Below are 21,535 nucleotides of genomic sequence, written 5' to 3' on the forward strand. Positions count from 1 at the left end.
GTTTTTTTATGGGGAATAATGGAGGCGTTTTATAGTAATGCTGAGGAAAAGTAACCTCTCAAAAAATTCCTGTTGTCAAGGAAGTTTGTTTTATTATCAATGTGGTTTGATATGCTTATAGTATAGATTTATGCTTTGTATCTTTGCTTACACAATGAAGCCTTCTTAGCAAAGTTCTCCTTTCAATGAGCAATTATTTTTCTACTTACTTAGTTGATCCAAAAGACTATCTTTCATAAAAGAAGAAATAAGTTTTTAGTATCTTAATGCTTCATTGAAGTGAACTCATCACATTGAAAAAATATCTAGACAAAAAATTGGAGATAAAACGTCAGGCGCGTTTTATTGCTCTAGGGAGGGCTTGAACACTTTTGTTTTTTCTAGTGAACAAAACAGATATTTATTATGGGAACATTCAAAAGGGGGATAAATTGAAATTAGGAGTGACTGATGGGATCATTATTGATTGACGTTAATAACGTCTCAAAAATATATCGCAACATTGACAGAGGAATTGGTTTTAAAAACAAGGTGTTTTCTCTCTTCAAGCCGGTTTATACAAATCATCATGTGTTAAAAGATATGAGTTTCACCCTCTTTTCAGGGCAATCGTTAGCAATTCTTGGCCCTAACGGAGCGGGTAAATCGACACTGATTAAAATACTTTCTGGTATACAATACGCTGATGAGGGATGTGTTAAAGTCCTTGGTGTTGATCCTTATAAAGCGAAGAAAAATCTGTTCAAGTCTTTGGGTGTGGTCTTTGGTCACAAGAATTGTTTATGGTGGGATTTGCCCTTACGCTACAGTCTGGATATGGTTCAACCATTATATGGTCTTGAACGCTCCTCTTTTACCCGTGATCTTAAAGAGATCGCTGAGTTGCTGGGTCTTGAGCATATTATGGATAAGCCAGTGCGGATGCTTAGTCTGGGTGAGAGAGTGAAAAGTGAATTGGCATTTAATCTCTCCTTTAGACCTAAACTGTTGTTTCTCGATGAGCCAAGTATTGGTCTTGATATTACATCTAAGCATGAAATCAGGGAGCTTCTTAAAAAACTGAAAAAGGAGCGTGGCACTGGGTATATCATTACAAGTCATGATATGGGAGATATTGATGGATACGTCGATGATATTATTCTTTTGCATAAAGGAAAGAAACAGTTTCATGGTAATCTTCATGCGCTTAAAAATGTCATTCCTTCTTTGGTGAGAATGACACTTTTTTGTGAACACATGGCTGCACCTTCAGCTGTTGTAGAAAAAATTGATGAGATTGCGTTGAAATTATCTACTCCTTTAAAAGATAAGCACTTTAACGCTGAAGAATGCTCGCTGGAGGTTTCGCTGCCCCGTGAGGATTTTGCGCGTTTTGTACGCGAAATTACAACCGAATTGAACTGTACGTTCTCTGTATCCACTCCCTCGCTTGAAGAGATGCTCCGTGTTAAATTTAAAGAATTTATCTAACCACTGCTTTGGTATGTTTCTTTTTGCCAAGAATGGATTACTCACTGTTCTAAGTGATAGAGCAATGTTTTTTACCGATATTATCATTGGGACACTTTCGCCATTTGTTATTCAACTTCTATTATGGAATGCACTTTTCTCTGATACGGCAACACCATCAATGGCTTTAGCTTTTATGATATGATGTATTATTATGCTTTTGCTTTAGTCCTAGGTCGCTTAAATAATGGTTATAATGTGATTAAGTTTTTCTCTCATCATGTTAAAGAAGGTCAATTAGAAGTATATCTTACAAAGCCCTTTAGTTATATGACACAAATGCTTTTTACTTTTTTAGGGGAGAGTGTATTATATAGCATCCCGTTATTGGCTCTTTTTGTTGTTAAGCTTGTTTTATCCTATGAAAATATTCTGGAATTGGTCATCGCTTTTCTGTTCTTTTTTCTGGTTGTTATTCTATCACAATTGCTTTGTTTTTTACTCTCTTTTGGAATTGCCTTATTAAGCTTTTGGGTGATTGAGTACAATATATTACTCTCTTTCAGTATTCTCAGTTCAGCGCTTCTTGGGGGTGTTCTTTTACCACCATCTTTTTGGCCGGTGTGGCTTATTCCGCTTATGCAATTTAATCCTTATCGTTTCATGATATCCGCTCCTGCCGAGTTTTTCGCGACGCAAAATTTAGCGTTGTTTCAGCAGTTTATTTTCGGAAGTTTTACTTATATTTTGTGTTTTTTATGCTTAATTCATATTGCTTGGAATAAAGGGATGAAAGCATATAATGGAGCGGGTGGTTGAGATGAAAATAATCCTTCATTTTATCAGTTTGAATATCCGCCGACAGATTGTTTATGGTAAGAATTTGGCTGGGGAGTTTATTCTTTCTCTATGCTATTATTTTATTCAATTCATATTTATTGATAGAATATCTTCTTTTTCAGGAAAGATCGGTAACTATAGCAGAGATGAAATCCATTTTATCTTTGTTGTCTTTGTTTTACTTGGAATATTTTTGAATATTTTTACTAATTCTATTGAAACGTTTTTTGAAAAAGTAGCGGATGGTAAAATTGAACCATACTTGATAAAGCCCGTTTCAATCTGGTTGTTGATGTTATTTGGTTGGTGTAAACCTCTTAATCTGATCAAGCTCTTTGTTCTTTATGTTAGTGCCTATTTATTTGTATCATTACCGAATATATCCGATCTTAAGCTAAGATGGATCTCTTTTATTGTTGCAATATTTTGTGTTTTTATTGTCAATATTTGTTTTTTCATGATGTTTAATTTTGTAACATTTATTATTAGCCGTAAGATGCCTGTCGAATATTTTCATGAAATGATTTACGAGCTTTCATTTGTACCAATAGGAATTTATCCTTTAAGCATCGTAAAATGGCTTTTGTTTATGCTTCCTATGGCTTTTTCTGCTTCCTTGCCTGTGTCATTGTTGCTTGGTAAAGGCGAATGGAATATTGGATATCTTCTGTTGAGCGCTTTTCTTTCCATGGTCATGACTTTCATAAGTTATAAGAAAACAATGCGTAAATTTAATGGATTAGGGGGATGAGATGAAAGTCAGCATGATTATAAAAATAAAAAAAATTGAGTGAATAATTCTATTGTACCATAAATTATCGTTATTTATTCTGGCGATATAAGGCATGTAGAATTTTCACATGAGGATTTTTTTATTGTTAGATAAGATTGAACAATAATATAGGCCGCATTCCCACGGTTACTGGCAAGGAGCGTGAAACAGAAATTAGAGGTTTAAACTGTTCGATTTTAGATGGCAGCTTGATGACAAAAGCCAATGGTAAGATGGCATACAATTTAGTATCATTCATAATACGAGCCAGATGTGTTCTTTTTCGGTTATAGTGCTAAAAAATTGTCAAAAGTGGGTAATTTTTATATGTGTAGAATGTGGTTATTCGTGCGGATTTTGTTGGTGCATTCAATATATTATTACGTGGATGAGTTTTTGCTTAAACAATAAGAAAATTGATAGAATAAAGCTTTTAAGTTGCTCAATAGAAAGCTAAGAGCTGTGCGAAACAACATGATAGTAATTATTAAGATAACGATCACATAGAGATTTTCAGCATGCTGAGTAGGCAAAATCCCATCAATAATTGCTTGAAAAATAAAAGTATTCACCAAGTCAAGTAGCTGTAAAACGATAGCAAAAAGATTAATTTCAATAACGTAATAAATATATTTTTTTGTTGTGCGAGTAAATCAAGAGAAGGCTCTTAATTTTTCTTATGAAAACTCATTTTAATTTATGATTTTGTTAAGAGAAAGAAAAATTAATGTGTTATATTTTAATAGTATTTGCGAATATTATTTTTTTGTACGGTGTTTTTATTTTATTTTAATTTAAAATTAGGTTTGACAATTGTCTAAAACGCGTAATAATCAAATTTAATTGTATCGATATGATGCGTTTTTCTATAAAAGAAAAAGGAGAGTTCAAGCTCATCACGTGCTTCAGGTAATTCATGTCGTCCTTCGGGTTATTATTGGGATACAATAAAATCTACAGGACAAACAGGAGTAATGATAGTGGCGCTTGTTGGGACAGTTGGAGGTGCTGTGCTTGGAGAAATCGTAAGTATAGCGGGTGCAGTTGCAATAGAAAATAGATGGTATAGTTCCTGTTAATCGTAGCTGCTGCTGCGGAGGGGGCTACACTAAGAGAAGGCAGTAGGCAGCACTATAAATGGTGCTCTAGGAGGGGGGCCTTTAGAGTTGTGCATCATTTTTATAATTGTGTACGGTAATTTATAGAATATCTGCAATGTATCTCTAAAATCATAACAATTTTGTAGATATGTTAATAAAAGTAGATATGTTAATGAAAAATGTGTCTAAGAATATTATTAGAATATCTTTTAATGGTATATTATTTATAATTCTATATATTTTATTTCATAAATTTTAAGTTTTATGGATAATAAATTTATTTAAATTATATTATGCTTCTAAAGAGAGTATTAAAACTGATTTTATAAAAAACATCAATAATAGTCATTTTATTTTTTATAGCATTCTTTATTTAAGTATCTTTTTATAAAGATTATGAGATATGTTATTAATAAAATTATGTTTTTAAATTTGGCTAAAAAATAAAGAGAAATCCAGACAGCTTCTTTTTCAATAAACCAAAATAATGCTTTAATTTGATGTTGTAAAATAACTTATAAAGATCATATATTTATGATTATCAGTGATGAAAATAATGTGATTTTTGATATCGAGATTGAAAAGATTGAAAACTTTTTTGCATTTAACAATGCATTAACAACATGTGTGGTCCATTCTAAAGTTTTGTTTAAAATTACGTAAGTAAGTTTTATTTTGATTTGTTATTGCATCGCTTGTATTGATGTATAACAAAAAGCGTTTTGAGACAATATAAGATCACAAGAATAAATTTCTGATTGGGTATATGAACTACTGACTGTTTACAGATAAAAAAATCTATGCATATCAAAGTTACGTAAGTTTTTCTCTTCAAAATGCGTATTTGAGTTAATTTATTGAGATTCATTAGATACTTATGAATTTTACATATCCACTTAAAAATATAGAATAATATAATTTTACGATTATTGTGGAGTTCATTTTGACAAACTGAAAAACATAATGCTGAGCATTACAAATATTTGCAAAAAATGCTTTTATTAGGTGTTATTTTGTTTCTTTATGGTTTGCATTTTTTATCTTTTTAACCTTGGTTAGAGAGAGAATGTGTATTCATTATCTATTTCTCTATTTTATTTTGAAAGCGTGAAGCATATCAAAAAGTCATGATCGTGGAAGATAAAGAGCTTAAACTGAGGTTATTCCGTGATTCTGTAGAAACGAATTGTTGTAAAATCGTTGAAATTTTTAATGGCTTTATGGATTAAAGTTGGTCTTTTCATCAATATTATCTCTTATCTTATCTCCTTTAGCTTTTCTAATCAAAGAGTTACATTTTTACTCGGTTAGCTATTTCCTCTCAACATACAATAAGAAAAAAATTGCTTACTGTATGCTAACAACATAAAATCCATTATGTGTAAAAACAATTTAGTAATATTTTTTATGTTGTGATTTAAAAATGTTGTGATTAAAAAAATCAATCTTTTTGAAGAAAAATACAATTTAAACAATATTATAATCGTATTATTGTAAATACAATCTTATCACCTAATCAGTCAGTTTTAAAAAAAACAAAAACAGAATAATTGACAAAATAAATTAAATATGAAAAAGACAAAACAATAATACAAAATGACAATTATTTTTGTATTATATTTATCCATTCTCTTCTCATAGGAAAATATGAAACATCGATAATGATGTAATGTGTTCTGTTTAGAGAGTAAGGTTTTATTAAATATTGTAATAGGTTATTATAATGAAAATATTTAAACATTGTATATCGTGTGTTGTTGCAGTAGCTATTTTCTTTTCACAGGTTTTAGGAGTCAATGCCAATTCTTTAAATGGTAGATCTCAAAACGCTGATTTTATTTCTGTAATGGAACAAAAGGATAGAGTTATTAAAACTGTTAAGGCGATTATTAGTCAATTTTCGGAACAAAGCAGAGAAAAAGATGTCCAAAAGGTGGCTGGTTTGATAGGAATGGAGCCAGCGATTTTTGGTTTAATCGCATATCTTGTATATTTCTTTACTAGACAGCCACCGGATCCTAGAAAAAGCGCAGGTGAAAAAGCATTCGATGCTTTTGCTCGAAGTGCATGGGCTCTTACTTAAAAAATGTTGATTGGATAAACTTTAAATTATTTTGTTTTTGAATCTTTCACAATTAATAAACCGTGATTTCAAATCACGGTTTAGCTATTTTTATATTTATTAATATGCCCATTAAGCTTTAATTTTGTAGCTTGGACTCTTTTTTAATATTATTACAGAAATACTTTATTGGGCATAATATAGTCTTTTTGAGGTTTGCACTTTTTATCATTCTCTTATTTTGGTTAGAGAGAATGTGTATTCATTATCTATTTCTCTATTTTATTTTGAAAGCGTGAAGCACTATTAATAATATCAAAAAGTCATGATCGTGGAAGATAAAGAGCTTAAACTGAGGTTATTCCGTGATTCTGTAGAAACGAATTGTTGTAAAATCGTTGAAATTTTTAATGGCTTTATGGATTAAAGTTGGCTTTTTCATCAATATTATCTCTTATCTTATCTCCTTTAGCTTTTCTAACCAAAGAGCTACATTTTTACTAGGTTAGCTATTTCCTCTCAATATACAATAAGGAAAAATTATTTTATATAAATTATTTATTTTACTATATTATAAAAAAATAAAAACATTACATGCAACTAAAAACAACATATTTATATATTATAAAATCATAATAATAGTTATGATAATAAAGCTAAATTTATAATAAAAATAATAAAATAATTTCATCTTAATATATTTTTACCATTAACTTACACAATATAAAATACAAATAAAACAATTGACAATACTAAAATAAACACGTAACGTATATATTTTATATATAATATAATACAAAATAATAATTAAAAATTTTTTGTTATATTATTATTCTTAGAAGATAAAAACACATTATCGATAGATGATGTGATGTTTTTTTAGAATATACAGTAAAAAATTATTTTATTAAATATTGTAATAGGTGTTATATAATGGAAATATTTAAAAATTGTATGTTATGTGTTGTTGCAGTAGTTATTTTCTTTTCACAGGTTTTAAGAGTCAATGCTGATTCTTTAAATGATAGATTTCAAAATGCTGGTTTTATTTCTATAATGTCACAGGAAAATAGAGTTATTAAAGCTGTTGATATGATTATTAACCAATTTGGAAGACCAAGTACTGAAAAAAATGTCCACAAAGTTGCGGCTTTAATGGGGCTGGAGGGGGCGATTTTTGGTTTCATCGCATATCTTGTATATTTCTTTACTAGACAGCCACCGGATCCTGGCAAAAGCGTAGGTGAAAGAACATTCACTGCTTTTGTTCGAAGTGTATGGGCTTTGTAGTAAAAGATATTTCCTTGATAAATTTTGAATTGTTCTGTTATTGAATGTTGTATATTAAATAAACCGTGAGGTTTAATCACGGTTTATTTATTTTTACTTTTAATAATATTGGTAAATTTATCCTTTAATATCATTAAGATATTGTTGGGGGGATGGCAGCATAGGGGTATTAAATTTAAATAATCAGCTGCTTTTTAAAGTTAATTAAATTTTTTCTCTTCAAAATATGCATTTGAGCTGAGTTTGTATTTGATATTTTTTCTATGATGAAAATGTATATGCTTTAATTGAGATATTCATAAACGGTGCTTATTCACTGAAAAAATATAGGGCAATACAATACTTATGGTTATTGTGGATTTTGTGCTGATGAACTGAAAAAGTATAGCGATGCGTTTTATAAATATTTGCAAAAAATGCTTTTATTGGAAGCTTTTAATCTCTTTGTGGTTTACAATTTTTTTTATCATTTTATCTTAAGCAAATAGAATGTAGATTCATTTCTATTTTGTCTAAGAAGGGTGGAAGTTATACTAATGTCAAAAAAAGTCATGATCGTGGAAGATAATGAGCTTAATATGAAGTTATTCCGTGATCTTGTAGAAGCGAGTGGTTATGAAACTGTTGAAACGCGTAATGGTCTTATGGCATTAGATTTAGCGCGTTCATCAATGCCATCTCTTATCCTTGTGGATATCCAGTTGCCAGAGGTCTCTGGAATAGATGTTATTAAACAATTAAAAGAAGATGAAGAACTTCGATCAATCCCCGTTGTTGCTGTAACAGCTTTTGCTATGAAAGGCGATGAGGAGAGAATTCGTGCCAGTGGATGTGAAGAATATATGTCAAAGCCTATTTCTGTTCCGCATTTTATCACAATGGTAAAGCACTTCTTGGATTAAAGCTTTGTTAAGTGATGATAGAAAAAAACATTGAAAAATTTATAAGATTGCTAAAGTTATCGTGCAAATATTTTTGTGCTTTAGCAGGTGGATATGCCTATTAGCAAAATAAATTTAAAAAATTGAAACTGAGGTTTTGAATTTTTTGATCTACTTTTTAGTCCTTGTCTAAGGAGATGCGGTTGTTTTGCATTCTTGTTTTCTTCTAACAGATGTAAATTTGTCTCTACGAAACGTTTGTTTTAGCAGTTTAAAAAAGCCCCGTTTTTGTTCGAGGCTTTATGCATTGTACAAAAATTGAAATTAACGCTTTGAGAATTGGAAAGAACGACGGGCTTTTGCTTTACCGTATTTTTTACGTTCAACAACACGGCTATCGCGGGTAAGAAACCCACCTTTTTTCAAGATTGAGCGAAGTTCTGGTTCGTAATAGGTTAAAGCTTTGGAAATGCCATGGCGCACTGCACCGGCTTGTCCGGAAAGACCACCGCCTGCAACGGTTGCAATAATATCAAACTGGGTATCCCTATTTGTTGCAACAATTGGTTGACGAAGAATCATTCTAAGAACAGGACGAGCAAAATATTTGTCGAATTCCTTATTGTTGATCGTGATTTTTCCAGAACCTGGTTTAATCCATACACGTGCAACAGCGTCTTTACGCTTTCCTGTTGCGTAAGCACGTCCTTGTGAATCAAGCTTTTGCACATGAACAGGAACAACATTTTCATGTGTTTCTGTAATACTTGTTACTATGCTAAGCTCAGAAAGAGAATTAATTTCAGCCATAATCAAGCAATCCTTTTGTTTTTGCGGTTTAAAGCACCAATGTCAAGAGATTCAGGCTGTTGTGCTTCATGTGGATGTTGGCTTCCAGCGTAAACACGTAGATTCTTCAATTGACGGCGACCAAGAGGCCCACGAGGAATCATACGTTCTACCGCTTTTTCAATAACGCGTTCAGGAAAACGCCCCTCAAGAAGTTGACGTGCTGTACGTTGTTTGATTCCACCGATATAGCCGGTATGCCAATAATATTTTTTATCCGTATATTTTTTGCCAGTGAGAGCTATTTTATCTGCATTAATGACAATAACGTTGTCACCATCATCAACATGTGGAGTAAATGTAGCTTTATGTTTGCCACGTAAGCGGTTCGCAACAAATGTGGCAAGACGACCTAAAACAAGGTTTTCTGCGTCAATAATAACCCATTTTTTCACCACTTCAGTTGGCTTTTGTGAAAAAGTTGCCATAGAAGTATCCTTTATTAGAACCCTTTATATAAGGGAATTTTTACTGTTTTGCGTTGAAAATTGTTACCATAGCGAAATATTTAACGCATACTACTTGCTCTGATATAATGTCTTTTGATTGACGTCAAGAGAAAATAAAAACTTTATAAAACAGCATGTTATGAGAGGGGTATTATAATACCATATGAAAAGAAGTTTGTGGACCATTTAAACTTAAAATGAATGTTGCAAAAGACTATTTTATCTTTAACACATGATTGTATTTTATCGTTCTTCATTATAAAATAAACAATAATGCAGTGGCCTCGTTATTTTCTCAATGTTGAATCTTCTGCTTGTGGTCAAGCTTGGTTAGATGCCCTTGATGTTCAAGGGATAAATAATGCGCGCGCTATTTCTCAAAAATTTGGCTTTCCAGATCAGTTAGCTCGAGTACTTTCAGCAAGAGATGTGGATGAATCGGAGGCTGTTGATTTTATTAATCCAACATTGCGTACGCTTATGCCTGATCCAGAAAGTTTTAGAGATATGCAATGCGCAGCAGAGCGCATTGTTAAGGCTCTTCTCGATCAAGAGCAGGTTGCTGTGTTTGGTGATTATGATGTTGATGGTGCTTGTTCATCGGCACTGATAGCGCGTTTTTTTCGTTATTTTGGTATTGAAGTCAAAATTTATATTCCTGATCGTATTGTTGAAGGCTATGGTCCGAATGAACAAGCAATGAGGATGCTTGTGCAAGAAGGCGCCCAGTTAATTATCACTGTTGATTGTGGCGCAAACAGTCCAGATGCCGTAAAAGCAGCGAGGCTTGCTGGTGCTGATGTGGTGATTTTAGATCATCATCAAATGTCAGAGATTCATCAAGAAGCTGTTGCTCTGGTCAATCCTAATCGCCCTGATGATTTTTCTAAACAGGGGCATTTATGTGCAGCGGGTGTTGTTTTTGTTACGTTAGCTTGGGTTCATCATTTGCTGCGGAAAAAACAATTCCAAGGGCAGCTGCCTGATCTTTTAAGTATGCTTGATCTTGTTGCATTGGCAACCATATGTGATGTCGTTCCATTACAGGGGGTTAACCGTGCTTTTGTGATAAAAGGGCTTCAAGTTGCTCGTTCTATGCATAATCTAGGAATAACAGCTTTAACAAAGGTTGCACGAATAGGGGAGCCGCTTAATAGTTTTCATTTAGGTTTTTTGTTAGGTCCTAGAATTAATGCAGGAGGGCGCATTGGTGATCAAGCTTTGGGAGCACGTTTGCTTAGCTGTGAGAATAAAGATGAAGCGGACAGAATAGCAGAACAGTTAGATCGGCTTAATCAAGAACGCCAAGAAATGGAGAACATTCAATTAGCACAAGCGGAATCTTACATTACTTCTCTTTATCAAGATCAAGAAATACCATTATCGCTTGTCATTTCACATAAAGAATGGCATCCGGGAATTATTGGTATTCTTGCTTCCCGTCTCAAAGAGCGTTTTTTTTGCCCTGTTTTTGCTATTGCTTTGAAAGAAGATGGAAATGGCGTAGGGTCGGGACGCTCAATTAATGGTATAGATTTAGGAGCACTCGTTCGTGAAGCTGTTACACTCAATTTATTAGAAAAAGGAGGGGGACATAGTATGGCAGCAGGAATTACAATTCAATCAACAAAAATTGAAATTTTTCGAAAATGGCTAGAAGAAAAAGTTTCTTTAATGGTTTCACAGTTGCGTGCAAAAAAATCTCTTAGTATAGATGGTTCTCTTTCTGCTTCTGGTGTTAATGAAGCGCTGTTTGAATTGCTTGAAAAAGCAGGGCCATTTGGGGCAGGGAATGCAACACCTGTTTTTGTTCTTCCCTCTCATCGACTGGTGAATCTATCTGAAGTTGGTAAAGGGCATCTTCGCCTCGTTGTCTCTAATGTTGAAGGAAAAAAACTGCAAGGAATAGCTTTTCGTGCTGTAGGGACATCACTTGGTGATTTTCTTTTTGAAAATATTGGTGAAATGATTCATTTAGCTGGTCATCTTAGTTTGAATTATTGGAATGGAATGATCAATCCGCAACTGCGCGTGATTGACGCAGCCGCAGTGGTTTGAAAGGGATATTTTTTACATTAGATGTCAAGATTAGAAGCAAAAGTAGAATTTTCTTGTATGAAACGAAATCGTGCTTCTGGTTTTGTTCCCATGAGACTTTCTACAGTCTTTTTCGTTTCTTGCATTTCCACGGCATCAATAGAAACACGAAGCAATGTACGTTTTTGAGGATGCATAGTCGTTTCTTTAAGTTGTTCTGCGCGCATTTCACCTAGCCCTTTAAAACGCCCGATTTCGATTTTAGCTTTTCCAGTAAATTCAGTTTTGAGCAATTCATCCTTATGAATGTCGTCACGAGCATAAGCAACTTTTCCTCCTTGCGATATTCTATAAAGGGGAGGGACGGCAAGATATAAATGTCCCTGATGAATAAGGTCAGGCATTTCTTGAAAGAAGAAGGTAATGAGCAGTGACGCAATATGAGCACCATCAACATCAGCATCTGTCATGATGATAATACGTTCATATCTGAGATCTTTTTCACGATACTTGGAGCGTGTTCCACATCCAAGAGCAAGGATAAGATCGCTAATTGTTTGGCTTGAGTTCATTTTTTCATGTGCAGCACTGGCGACATTTAAGATTTTACCACGAAGAGGTAAAATTGCTTGGTTTGCTCTATTTCTTGCTTGTTTAGCAGATCCTCCTGCAGAATCCCCTTCAACAATGAATAGTTCAGCACCCAAAGCATGGTTCTGGCTACAATCTGCAAGTTTACCGGGCAGACGTAATTTACGGACAGCAGTTTTTCGACTTATTTCTCTATCTTGGCGTCGTCTAACACGTTCTTCAGCACGGTCGATAACCCAATCGAGAAGTTTAGTTGCTTCTTGTGGGGAATTTGCTAACCAATGATCAAAAGGATCGCGGATTGCATTCTCAACGATACGCTGTGCTTCAATGGTTGCTAATCGATCTTTTGTTTGTCCAACAAATTCAGGGTTACTGATAAAGACTGAAAGTATTGCGGCTGTTGAAATCATAATATCGTCAGACGTAATAATCGCTGCGCGCTTGTTTCCTATTAACTCAGCGTAGGATTTCAATCCACGCAAAAGAGCTTGACGTAATCCTATTTCATGTGTTCCGCCTTCTCCTGTAGGAATCGTATTGCAGTAAGATTGCACACAAGAATCACCACCATGCCAAGCGATAGCCCACTCAACGGAGCCATGGCCATTATTGTGTTGTGTTTTGCCAGAAAAAATTTCTGACGTTACTCGATATTCATCTTTTAGTGACGCAAGTAAATAGTCTTTAAGCCCATCGGGAAAATGAAAAACAGCTTTTTCAGGAATATTTTTTGCGCCTTCAAGTATGACGGGATCACAAGACCAGCGAATTTTTACGCCACCAAAAAGATAGGCTTTGGAGCATGTCATCTTATAGATTTTTTCTGGGTCAAAAGCTGCTTTTTCACCAAAAATTTCATGATCAGGATGAAAACGAACGCGCGTACCACGACGATTATAAACATCTCCCAGATCTTCCAATCCAGATTGAGGAATACCGCGTGAGAAACGTTGGCGGTACAGTTTTCGTTCTCGGGCAACTTCAACTTCCATATCATCAGAAAGAGCATTGACGACAGAAATTCCTACTCCATGAAGTCCACCAGCAGTTTGATAAGCTTTTCCATCAAATTTTCCCCCAGAGTGGAGTTGTGTCATAATAACTTCAAGAGTCGATTTCTCAGGCATTTGAGGATGATTTTCAACAGGAATACCGCGTCCATTATCTGTAACGGTTATATAACCGTTCCTATCTAATGAGACCTCAATAGAATCTGCATAACCCGCAACAGCTTCATCCATCGCGTTATCAATAATTTCGGCAAATAAATGATGAAGTGCTTTACTGTCTGTTCCACCAATATACATTCCAGGGCGTAAACGTACCGGCTCTAAACCCTCAAGAACTCGAATAGAGAGGGCATTATAGTCATCTTCTTGCGTATCTTTTGCACTTTTTCTTGAAATCATCGCGTTTGATTTCATTGGAGACTGCAGAGTGTTTTCTTTTGTATTTACCCGAGATTGGGCTTTATTTAAAACACTAAAAAGATCCTTTTTGTTATCGCTCATAGCGTTTAACTATCCACCTCATAAAATCAAATATTTATTAAAATAATTTTATGCCTGTTTTTTATTTAAAAATCAATGCACTTAGGAAACATCGATTGTTGGACCAAAAATTTTTTCAAAAGCGTGTTTGAGAGCAATATCAATATCATGCATTGTTACAGGGCAACCTAGATCAAGAAAGCTTGTTACACCGTGGTTTGTAATTCCACAAGGAACAATTCCTGAATAATGGGCTAAATTAGGATTAACATTGATAGAAACTCCATGAAAACTTATCCATTTGCGCACTCGAATGCCAATAGCTGCAATTTTATCTTCGGAAGAAAGATCATTTTGTTTTGATGGGCAATGAGACTGTTTAACCCAGACACCAACGCGATCTTCTCTGCGTTCGCCTTTAATATTAAAGTTGGCAAGCATCTGTATGATCCATTCTTCTAATGCACTAATGAAAGCACGAATGTCTTGTTTCCGGCGTTTAAGATCAAGCATGATATAAGCAATACGCTGTCCTGGACCGTGATATGTAAATTCACCTCCACGTCCTGCTTCATAAACAGGGAATAAATTAGGCGCCAAAAGATCTTTTTTATTTGCACTCGTTCCCGCTGTATAAAGGGAAGGGTGTTCAAGAAGCCAAACTTGTTCATGCGCGGTTTTTGCAAGAATTTTTTCTACACGTTCTTGCATATAACGCAGAGCTTCAGGATACTCAACTAGATGATCACTTATCTTCCATTCAACGGGTGGATTGCCTAGAATTGCATTAAAATGATGTGATAAGTGATTACGATCTGTATGTTTCAATTCAAATGTCATTGGTAATATTTATCTTGATGTTTGAGTTTGTATTGTAATCAATAAAAGTGATTACAGAGTAAGGTATAGAATTGTTGAATAAAAGAGAATACGTTCATAAATTTTATCTTAAGAAGATTTGCTACGCTTAAAAATCCACGTTCCTTTTACCATCTTCCTGTTGCACCACCACCACCAGATGATCCACCACCACCCCTAAATCCCCCTCCACCTCGAGGACCTCCGAACCTTCCACCAGGATATCTGCCACCGGCACTTAAGTTAAGAAACCAAGGTGTGAAGATGATCCCCAGCCAGAGATACTTTTGTGGCCCCACTTTTTTACCAAAAATCATTGCAAGAATGGGCAAACCAACGACTATAAAGAGAATGAGAAACATGATTGTATTTATAATCATTTCTTCTTTTTCAGCTTGTTTACGTTGTTCTTCAACGATTTTAGCTTTTTCTTTGATGCGAAAAGTAAAATCAGAATCACTTTCTGTAATAACTTTGATAATTGCATCAACTGCTTCAGCAATTCCTTTTTGATAATTTCCTTCGCGAAAATTAGGAATCATGAAGCTATTAATAATGACAGAGGAAAGAGCATCTGTTAGCTCTCCTTCCAAACCATATCCAACTTCGATACGTGCTGTGCGTTCATTCGGTGCAATGACCAGTAATACACCATTATTGATCTTCTTTTGGCCTAATCCCCATGTACGAAAAAGAGAATTGCTGTATGTTTCTATATCGTTGCCCGAAAGAGTAGGGAGTGTCACAAGAACAATTTGATCTCCCGTTTTCTCTTCGAGTGCTGCCAGTTTTTTTATCAAGTCTTCCTTGGTTGCATTATCGAGCAAATGAGCCACATCATTAACATAACCTGTTAAATGAGGAAATTTTATTTGCGAACAAGCGATACTTCCCAATGCAGCAACTAAATACAGAGAGCAGATAAAAGCCCATAATTTTGGAAATACAATACGTTGCAAAGAGTATCGAAATGATTTCATTAATTAAAATTAACCTTTGGTGTTTGTTGGCTATCTGTATCGATGGTAAAAGTTGGCATAGGTTTAGCATCACGAAACCATAATTTTGCCCAAATCATCGTCGGCATTGTTTTGAGTGCAGTATTGTAGGCACGTACTGTTTCAATATAATCGCGGCGCGCAACGGAAATACGGTTTTCTGTTCCTTCTAATTGTGATTGAAGAGCAAGAAAGTTTTGGTTTGCTTTAAGATCCGGATAGTTTTCAACAACAGCCATAAGTCGCGAAAGTGCACTTGATAAATTTGCTTGATTTTTGAGATATTGCTGCATAACTTCTGGATTATTCAGCATATCTGCATTAATGTTGACTTGTGTTGCTTTAGCACGTGCTTCAATTACATTTGTGAAAACACTTTGTTCATGAGCTGCGTAAGCTTTAACTGTTTCTACAAGATTGGGGATGAGATCTGTACGACGTTGATATTGATTGAGCACTTCACTCCATGCTGCATGTGCTTTTTCTTCATTTGTTGGTATCGTATTAAATCCGCACCCACTTAAAAATGGCACTAACCATGCCAAAAAAATCACGATTGGAAATTTTTTTAATATTTTAAACATTGAAGAAGTTTGTACATTTAACATAAAGATGTCTCCACAGATATTTTATGTATTATATAGGGTTTATTTTCTTGGTGGAAAGTATTTTGAAATTTATAAACAGGCGTATTTATCAATAAACTGATATCTCTATGCGTTTTAGGTACGCTTAAGTGACTTGTTGATATTAAAATAATAATAGTAATATAGATGTCATCTTATAAAAGATCAATAATATTTATATCAATTATTATTACAGAAAATTATATTATTTTCGTAGGAGTTTTGGGTTTCAAAACGTGCAGATAACAATTGGAAAAGAGAAAAATGTAAGTATCAATCTTATGGAAAGATAGAAGGTCAGGGCAGTTCTTATTTTCCTCCTTTAGAAGTTATGTTTAATACATTGGATAAAAAAGGCTTTTTAATTATGTATGGTAGTAATTGAGAAGGAGGGTGAAAGTCCTATGATAGAAAGTGTTCAGCGGCAAAGTGAAAAGTTTGATGGATTGGCTAATGATTATGATCGTCCTCGCTATCCCCTTACTTTATTTAAAACCATGCTCCATCCTTTTAAGAACAAAAAGCATTTGTCCATTGTGGATGTGGGTGCTGGGACAGGCATCGCATTAGAGGGAATTGTTAATTTTTTAGGAAATGAGCACCAATATCATGCTATCGATGTATCGGCAGATATGATTAAGAAAGGGCGGAAAAAATTTCCTACAGTGCAGTGGTATCAGGGCCGTGCCGAAGAGCTTTTGCCTCAAATTGGCGAGGTTGATCTTGTCATTGCAGCGCAAGCGTTTCAGTGGATGGAGCGTCCTAAGTTGCTTTGTTCTGTTTCAGATCAACTTCGAGCCAATGGTGTCATGGCAGTTATTCAAAATAATCGCGATTTCAAGCATAGCGAATTTCTAGAGGCTTATGAGACCTTGTTAGAAAAAATGAGTCCGAACTATTCCCGTTATTATCGTAATTTTGATTTTTTACAGGAAATGAGTGATGGCTTTGGGGTAGATCCAGAAAAGATTTTTTTCATACGCATAATTGGACGATGATGATCCCTTCTGAAGCTTTTATTGGAATGAGCCGCTCTTCAACGCAAGCGCAACGCGCTATTGCTTGCTATGGGGAAGAATATTTGCGGCAATTGGTCGCATTGATAAAGAAATATGAAGTGCAAGGCAATTTGGAGCTTTTGTATCGAAGTGAGCTCTATATGTATGCAGGATAATCCCATATCGATGATTGCTTTTGCTCTTTTAGCACATCAGAGTGGGCGGTATTCAGGAAATTAACGCCTTATTAAGGCAGGTTTTGAGGGGGACGTTTTTTTCTTCAGCATTCACGTTGACATCTTATTACGTCTGATTTTCATTGTTTACTTGATATGAGAGAGTTTAAATAGAAAATTTATGCACTGCATTATAGTATCGAAGCGCTTTCTTTACTGCAGTTTAACAACAGATTATTTTATAAAATAAGAAGAGGTAGATTGAATAGAAATATTTGATAATTCTTTGTTTTTATGATTGTTTTTTATTATTAAATGAGAGTGTTTTTAATAAATTTTGACAAAAACAACTGAAAAAGTACAAAAAATTATCATAATCAGAAATTTGTAGTAAAAAAGGTAATGACTTGGAAGCACCTTTAAAAAACAACTCATTTTGAAATTATCTCTAAATTCAGATTCAATATAACAAAAAAGTAAAATATAAATATGTTATATGGAGCATTTCTCTTTTTTAAAGATATAATATAAAAACAATATGTTAATTAAATTTTTTGATATAAGAAAACTTCTTTTATTTTTATTTTAAATAACGGGTTAGGGCGAGTCTTGTGTGGTTTTATTGAAGATGTGCTTTTTAGGTTTAAATCTGGCGCTTTAAATACAATTTTAGAAGTAGCAAAAAAGCTCAATTTCTTCTCTGTTGTGATGTGTTGAATAAGTTCTTTAATTTTCTATAGAGTTTAATTTTTGCAATCATGATAGATTGTGACAGCTATCTATTTAAGGTTTTTATAAGTTTAGTAGGAATAGCTTGATGATAAATCCATTGAGCTCTCCATCTTTACGCTTCATAAAAGAATAAGCCTGCACCATCACACACTTTGTCATTTCCCAATGTTGCGACAGTCCTTGACATGGTTTATAAAAGAGGTTTTTAGTCCTTTTTTGTACAGTTTTATCCATACGACAATCTCGCTTATGACGTGCAAGCGGATGGTTTTGATTGATTCAACATACACAGATTTGGAATGAGAGAGTCTTAAGATATTCCGCTCTCTCATTTAATATTAATAATGCTAGATTATGATTATAAATTAATGCGTTATCTATTTTTGAAATCCATGACCTTGGTTGTGTTTGTCAATATTTCATTTTCATTTATCGTCAACTATTCTACTTTTGGATAATGACTTCATTGTAAGGAATACCTTTAAGAAAGCATTCTCGCTTTAAAGAGTCGTTATAGTTTTTTTTGTTTTATAGAAGGATCAATAATGCTAAACATTATACTTTGATAAAAAAAGAAAGTAAATTATGACTATTATACTGAAACCGAGCGAGGTGACGCTTAGTGAGCTTGCAGCTATTTATTTTAATGGTGAAGTGAGTAAACTTCATAATGACACGCATTTAGCTATCGAGAAAGGGGCTCAGCGCATTGCTGAAATTGCTGCTGGAAGTGAGCCTGTGTACGGTATTAATACTGGTTTTGGGAAGTTGGCTTCCATTAAAATTGATGCGGACGATGTCGCTGTTTTACAGAGAAACCTTATTTTGTCCCATTGTTGTGGGGTAGGAGAGCCTTTAGCTGAAAATATTGTGCGTTTGATAATGAGCTTAAAGCTTATCTCTTTAGGAAGAGGAGCTTCAGGAGTTCGTCTAGAATTGGTAAATTTGCTGGAAAATATGCTTGAAAAGGGCGTCATTCCTGTCATCCCTGAAAAAGGGTCTGTTGGTGCTTCAGGTGATCTAGCTCCACTTGCTCACATGGCGGCTGTTATGATGGGAGAAGGGGAAGCATTTTTTCAAAATATTCGTATGAGTGGGGCGGTTGCATTAGAGAAAGCGGGATTGTCCCCTATTATTTTAGAGGCAAAGGAAGGTCTAGCTCTTATTAATGGGACTCAAACATCAACAGCCCTTGCACTTGCCGGTCTTTTTCGAGGTTATCGGGCATTGTGTGGTGGATTGTTGGCCGGGGCTTTGACGACAGATGCTATCATGGGATCAACGGCGCCATTTCATCCTGATATCCATATTTTACGAGGACATTATGGGCAGATTGCTGTATCGAAAACATTAGAAAAGCTTGTAGAGGATTCAGAAATTCGTGCAGCACATTTACGGGGTGATGAGCGTGTACAAGATCCTTATTGTATACGTTGCCAGCCACAGGTCATGGGGGCATGTTTTGATATTTTGCTGGCAGCAGCAAAAACACTGATTATTGAAGCAAATGCTGTTACAGATAATCCATTGATTTTAAGGAATGGTGAAGTTGTATCAGGTGGAAATTTTCATGCTGAACCTGTAGCGTTTGCTGCTGATCAGATTGCTCTTGCTTTATGTGAAATAGGATCTATTTCTCAACGGCGTATTGCTCTTATGGTTGATCCAGCAGTTTCTTATGGACTTCCAGCTTTTTTAGCGCATAATGCGGGTCTTCATTCAGGTTTTATGATTGCTGAAGTAACAGCGGCAGCTTTAATGTCTGAAAATAAGCAAATGGCCCATCCTGCTTCCGTTGATTCAACACCAACTTCAGCCAATCAAGAAGATCATGTTTCAATGGCTTGCCATGGAGCTCGTCGGTTATTGGTAATGAGCGAAAATCTTTTTACACTTATTGGCATTGAAACGCTTGTTGCAGCACAAGGAATTGAATATCGTGCACCTTTAAAAACAAGTACTTTCTTGCAATCTGTTATGGGATGTTTACGCAAAAATGTTGCTTCTCTTAAAGAAGATCGCTATCTGGCTCCAGATCTTCATCAAGCTCATATACTTGTGCGCGAAGGGCACTTATTATCTGTTTTACCAGAAACAATTTTTCCTTCATTAAGTTTTCAATAATACTTGTTTTAAGGACAATGATGAAGAGCGGATATTGAATTTTGAAACTTCCTCATATGAAAATATAGAAGATCAATACTATATTTGAATTATTTAATAAATTATGTATATGTATATGTATGTTATTTATAGTCAACTAGATATTTTATTATTTTATAGGGATCTGACTTAGCATCATAATTTTATAGAAACTATAAATTTAAAGCACCTATACTTTCTGATTTCTATCAGAAATTTTAATATAGTTAAATAATATTCACAAATTGTATGTTGTAATATTATATTTTTATAAGTACAAATATATAATATATGTATTATATTAAGTAAAAATAAAAAAATTATTGTAGATTCTTCTTATTTGTTAATACTTTATGAATTTTATATTTCATTTTTGATATTTTAAATAAAAAAGGAGAAAGAAATGTTTAAAAGTGCTAGATTATGTGTATCAATAACAGTTATTTTTTTCTCTCAAATTCTTGAGATTCATGCAAATTGTAGGAGAGGAGGCTTTCCAGAGGAAGTTTTCATTACAATAGTGGCCCAAGAGAAGGAGTCTCTGATTTTAGCGAAAAACAAAGATTTTATTGCTATCTCAGGGCAAAATCCTGAAGATAAGGAGAATGCTATTATTGGGCCAACAGTCAAAGATTCTATTTTTAGCGCATATTTTTTTTCCATTGGAAAGTTTATCTTTAAGACAGTTGGAGTCCTTAAAAAATGGGTTGTAAATACAATTTCTCATACTTTTGAAGGCTTGCGAGATTCGTATTATCATTGATTGAGCTATTCAATTGGCGTAAAAAGTTTGCTTTGTGGTCTCAAAGAGAGTTTTCTTAAAGTAACAAAAAATTAATTGTACGCATAGTTAATGCGTTTGTTATGAATTTTTAGGCTTCTATTTCTGTGCACGGAAATAGAAGCCTAAAAGTTTAGATTACATTAAGATTAATTTTCTCTGTAAAAAACTAGAGAATACGAAATGAATTAAATGACAATTATAAAAAAATTCATTATCACTTTATTTGAATAAAATAATACAAAATTGCAGGCTATAAAAGCTGAATAATTCGCAATAAAAGTATTTTTTCATTGTTTAGAGCAAAGTGTTTGACGGGCTGGTCTTCGATGTTTTTTGAAATATATTTGTGAAAGAAACATGAGGCTTTATTTATCATAAAGCTGTTATCGTGGTGTGGAGTGTCAGCAT

16 protein-coding genes and 1 pseudogene are annotated in these 21,535 nt (G+C 34.1%); 11 read left to right on the plus strand and 6 right to left on the minus strand.

Annotated features, from left to right (window positions below; translation table 11 throughout):
* Nucleotides 1-450 precede the first annotated feature (450 nt).
* The 7 genes from ACFIJJ_RS02530 to ACFIJJ_RS02560 all read left to right on the plus strand — a co-directional run bounded on the left by ACFIJJ_RS02530 (nucleotide 451) and on the right by ACFIJJ_RS02560 (nucleotide 8,415).
* Nucleotides 451-1,470 (plus strand): ATP-binding cassette domain-containing protein, encoded by a 1,020-nt coding sequence (locus ACFIJJ_RS02530; RefSeq protein ID WP_375622356.1) that lies wholly within the window; start codon nucleotides 451-453, stop codon nucleotides 1,468-1,470.
* Nucleotides 1,445-1,654 carry a hypothetical protein gene (locus ACFIJJ_RS02535; RefSeq protein WP_375645812.1) on the plus strand — a complete coding sequence of 70 codons (210 nt, stop codon included), beginning with the start codon at nucleotides 1,445-1,447 and terminating at the stop codon, nucleotides 1,652-1,654. Before ACFIJJ_RS02530 ends, ACFIJJ_RS02535 begins: the two co-directional genes overlap by 26 nt.
* Nucleotides 1,651-2,268 carry an ABC-2 family transporter protein gene (locus tag ACFIJJ_RS02540; RefSeq protein WP_375645813.1) on the plus strand — a complete coding sequence of 206 codons (618 nt, stop codon included), beginning with the start codon at nucleotides 1,651-1,653 and terminating at the stop codon, nucleotides 2,266-2,268. Before ACFIJJ_RS02535 ends, ACFIJJ_RS02540 begins: the two co-directional genes overlap by 4 nt.
* On the plus strand, nucleotides 2,252-3,040 hold the full coding sequence (locus ACFIJJ_RS02545) for an ABC-2 family transporter protein (protein ID WP_273791430.1): 789 nt from the start codon (nucleotides 2,252-2,254) through the stop codon (nucleotides 3,038-3,040). The genes ACFIJJ_RS02540 and ACFIJJ_RS02545 overlap by 17 nt, the downstream gene beginning before the upstream one ends.
* Before the next feature lie 2,844 nt (nucleotides 3,041-5,884).
* Nucleotides 5,885-6,244: a hypothetical protein gene (locus tag ACFIJJ_RS02550; protein ID WP_375645815.1), complete on the plus strand. Its 360-nt coding sequence runs from the start codon at nucleotides 5,885-5,887 to the stop codon at nucleotides 6,242-6,244.
* 912 nt (nucleotides 6,245-7,156) lie between these two features.
* On the plus strand, nucleotides 7,157-7,513 hold the full coding sequence (locus tag ACFIJJ_RS02555; RefSeq protein WP_375622359.1) for a hypothetical protein: 357 nt from the start codon (nucleotides 7,157-7,159) through the stop codon (nucleotides 7,511-7,513).
* Between the two features lie 536 nt (nucleotides 7,514-8,049).
* A complete protein-coding gene (locus ACFIJJ_RS02560) occupies nucleotides 8,050-8,415 on the plus strand; it encodes a response regulator (RefSeq protein ID WP_273724078.1) in 366 nt (121 codons plus the stop codon).
* A 303-nt stretch (nucleotides 8,416-8,718) separates the two neighbouring features.
* Here the strand turns inward: ACFIJJ_RS02560 and rpsI are convergent, their stop codons facing one another.
* Nucleotides 8,719-9,204 (minus strand): 30S ribosomal protein S9, encoded by a 486-nt coding sequence (gene rpsI, locus ACFIJJ_RS02565; RefSeq protein ID WP_015856545.1) that lies wholly within the window; start codon nucleotides 9,202-9,204, stop codon nucleotides 8,719-8,721.
* A gap of 2 nt (nucleotides 9,205-9,206) precedes the next feature.
* Nucleotides 9,207-9,671 carry a 50S ribosomal protein L13 gene (gene rplM, locus ACFIJJ_RS02570; protein ID WP_375642563.1) on the minus strand — a complete coding sequence of 155 codons (465 nt, stop codon included), beginning with the start codon at nucleotides 9,669-9,671 and terminating at the stop codon, nucleotides 9,207-9,209.
* A gap of 294 nt (nucleotides 9,672-9,965) precedes the next feature.
* Here rplM and recJ point away from each other — a divergent pair, with 294 nt between their 5' ends.
* Nucleotides 9,966-11,750 (plus strand): single-stranded-DNA-specific exonuclease RecJ, encoded by a 1,785-nt coding sequence (gene recJ, locus ACFIJJ_RS02575; protein ID WP_375645816.1) that lies wholly within the window; start codon nucleotides 9,966-9,968, stop codon nucleotides 11,748-11,750.
* Between the two features lie 17 nt (nucleotides 11,751-11,767).
* Here the strand turns inward: recJ and parE are convergent, their stop codons facing one another.
* The 4 genes from parE to ACFIJJ_RS02595 form a co-directional block, all read right to left on the minus strand.
* A complete protein-coding gene (gene parE, locus ACFIJJ_RS02580) occupies nucleotides 11,768-13,834 on the minus strand; it encodes a DNA topoisomerase IV subunit B (RefSeq protein WP_375622361.1) in 2,067 nt (688 codons plus the stop codon).
* A gap of 81 nt (nucleotides 13,835-13,915) precedes the next feature.
* Complete coding sequence (lipB, locus tag ACFIJJ_RS02585) at nucleotides 13,916-14,653, minus strand: lipoyl(octanoyl) transferase LipB (protein WP_375622362.1); 738 nt, start codon at nucleotides 14,651-14,653, stop codon at nucleotides 13,916-13,918.
* A gap of 146 nt (nucleotides 14,654-14,799) precedes the next feature.
* Entirely contained in the window at nucleotides 14,800-15,651 is an 852-nt protein-coding gene (locus tag ACFIJJ_RS02590) for a TPM domain-containing protein (RefSeq protein WP_375645817.1), read from the minus strand.
* Nucleotides 15,651-16,277, minus strand: a complete 627-nt coding sequence (locus tag ACFIJJ_RS02595) for a LemA family protein (RefSeq protein ID WP_375633780.1) — start codon at nucleotides 16,275-16,277, stop codon at nucleotides 15,651-15,653. The genes ACFIJJ_RS02590 and ACFIJJ_RS02595 overlap by 1 nt, the downstream gene beginning before the upstream one ends.
* A gap of 422 nt (nucleotides 16,278-16,699) precedes the next feature.
* Here ACFIJJ_RS02595 and ACFIJJ_RS02600 point away from each other — a divergent pair.
* The 3 genes and pseudogenes from ACFIJJ_RS02600 to ACFIJJ_RS02610 all read left to right on the plus strand — a co-directional run bounded on the left by ACFIJJ_RS02600 (nucleotide 16,700) and on the right by ACFIJJ_RS02610 (nucleotide 21,106).
* Nucleotides 16,700-17,469: pseudogene (locus tag ACFIJJ_RS02600) on the plus strand (class I SAM-dependent methyltransferase).
* A gap of 1,317 nt (nucleotides 17,470-18,786) precedes the next feature.
* Nucleotides 18,787-20,325 (plus strand): histidine ammonia-lyase, encoded by a 1,539-nt coding sequence (gene hutH, locus ACFIJJ_RS02605; protein ID WP_375622366.1) that lies wholly within the window; start codon nucleotides 18,787-18,789, stop codon nucleotides 20,323-20,325.
* Between the two features lie 421 nt (nucleotides 20,326-20,746).
* Entirely contained in the window at nucleotides 20,747-21,106 is a 360-nt protein-coding gene (locus ACFIJJ_RS02610) for a hypothetical protein (protein WP_375622367.1), read from the plus strand.
* The last annotated feature ends 429 nt before the right edge of the window (nucleotides 21,107-21,535 follow it).

It is taken from the genome of Bartonella sp. TT29SHDZB, assembly GCF_042193395.1.
GTDB lineage: Bacteria > Pseudomonadota > Alphaproteobacteria > Rhizobiales > Rhizobiaceae > Bartonella.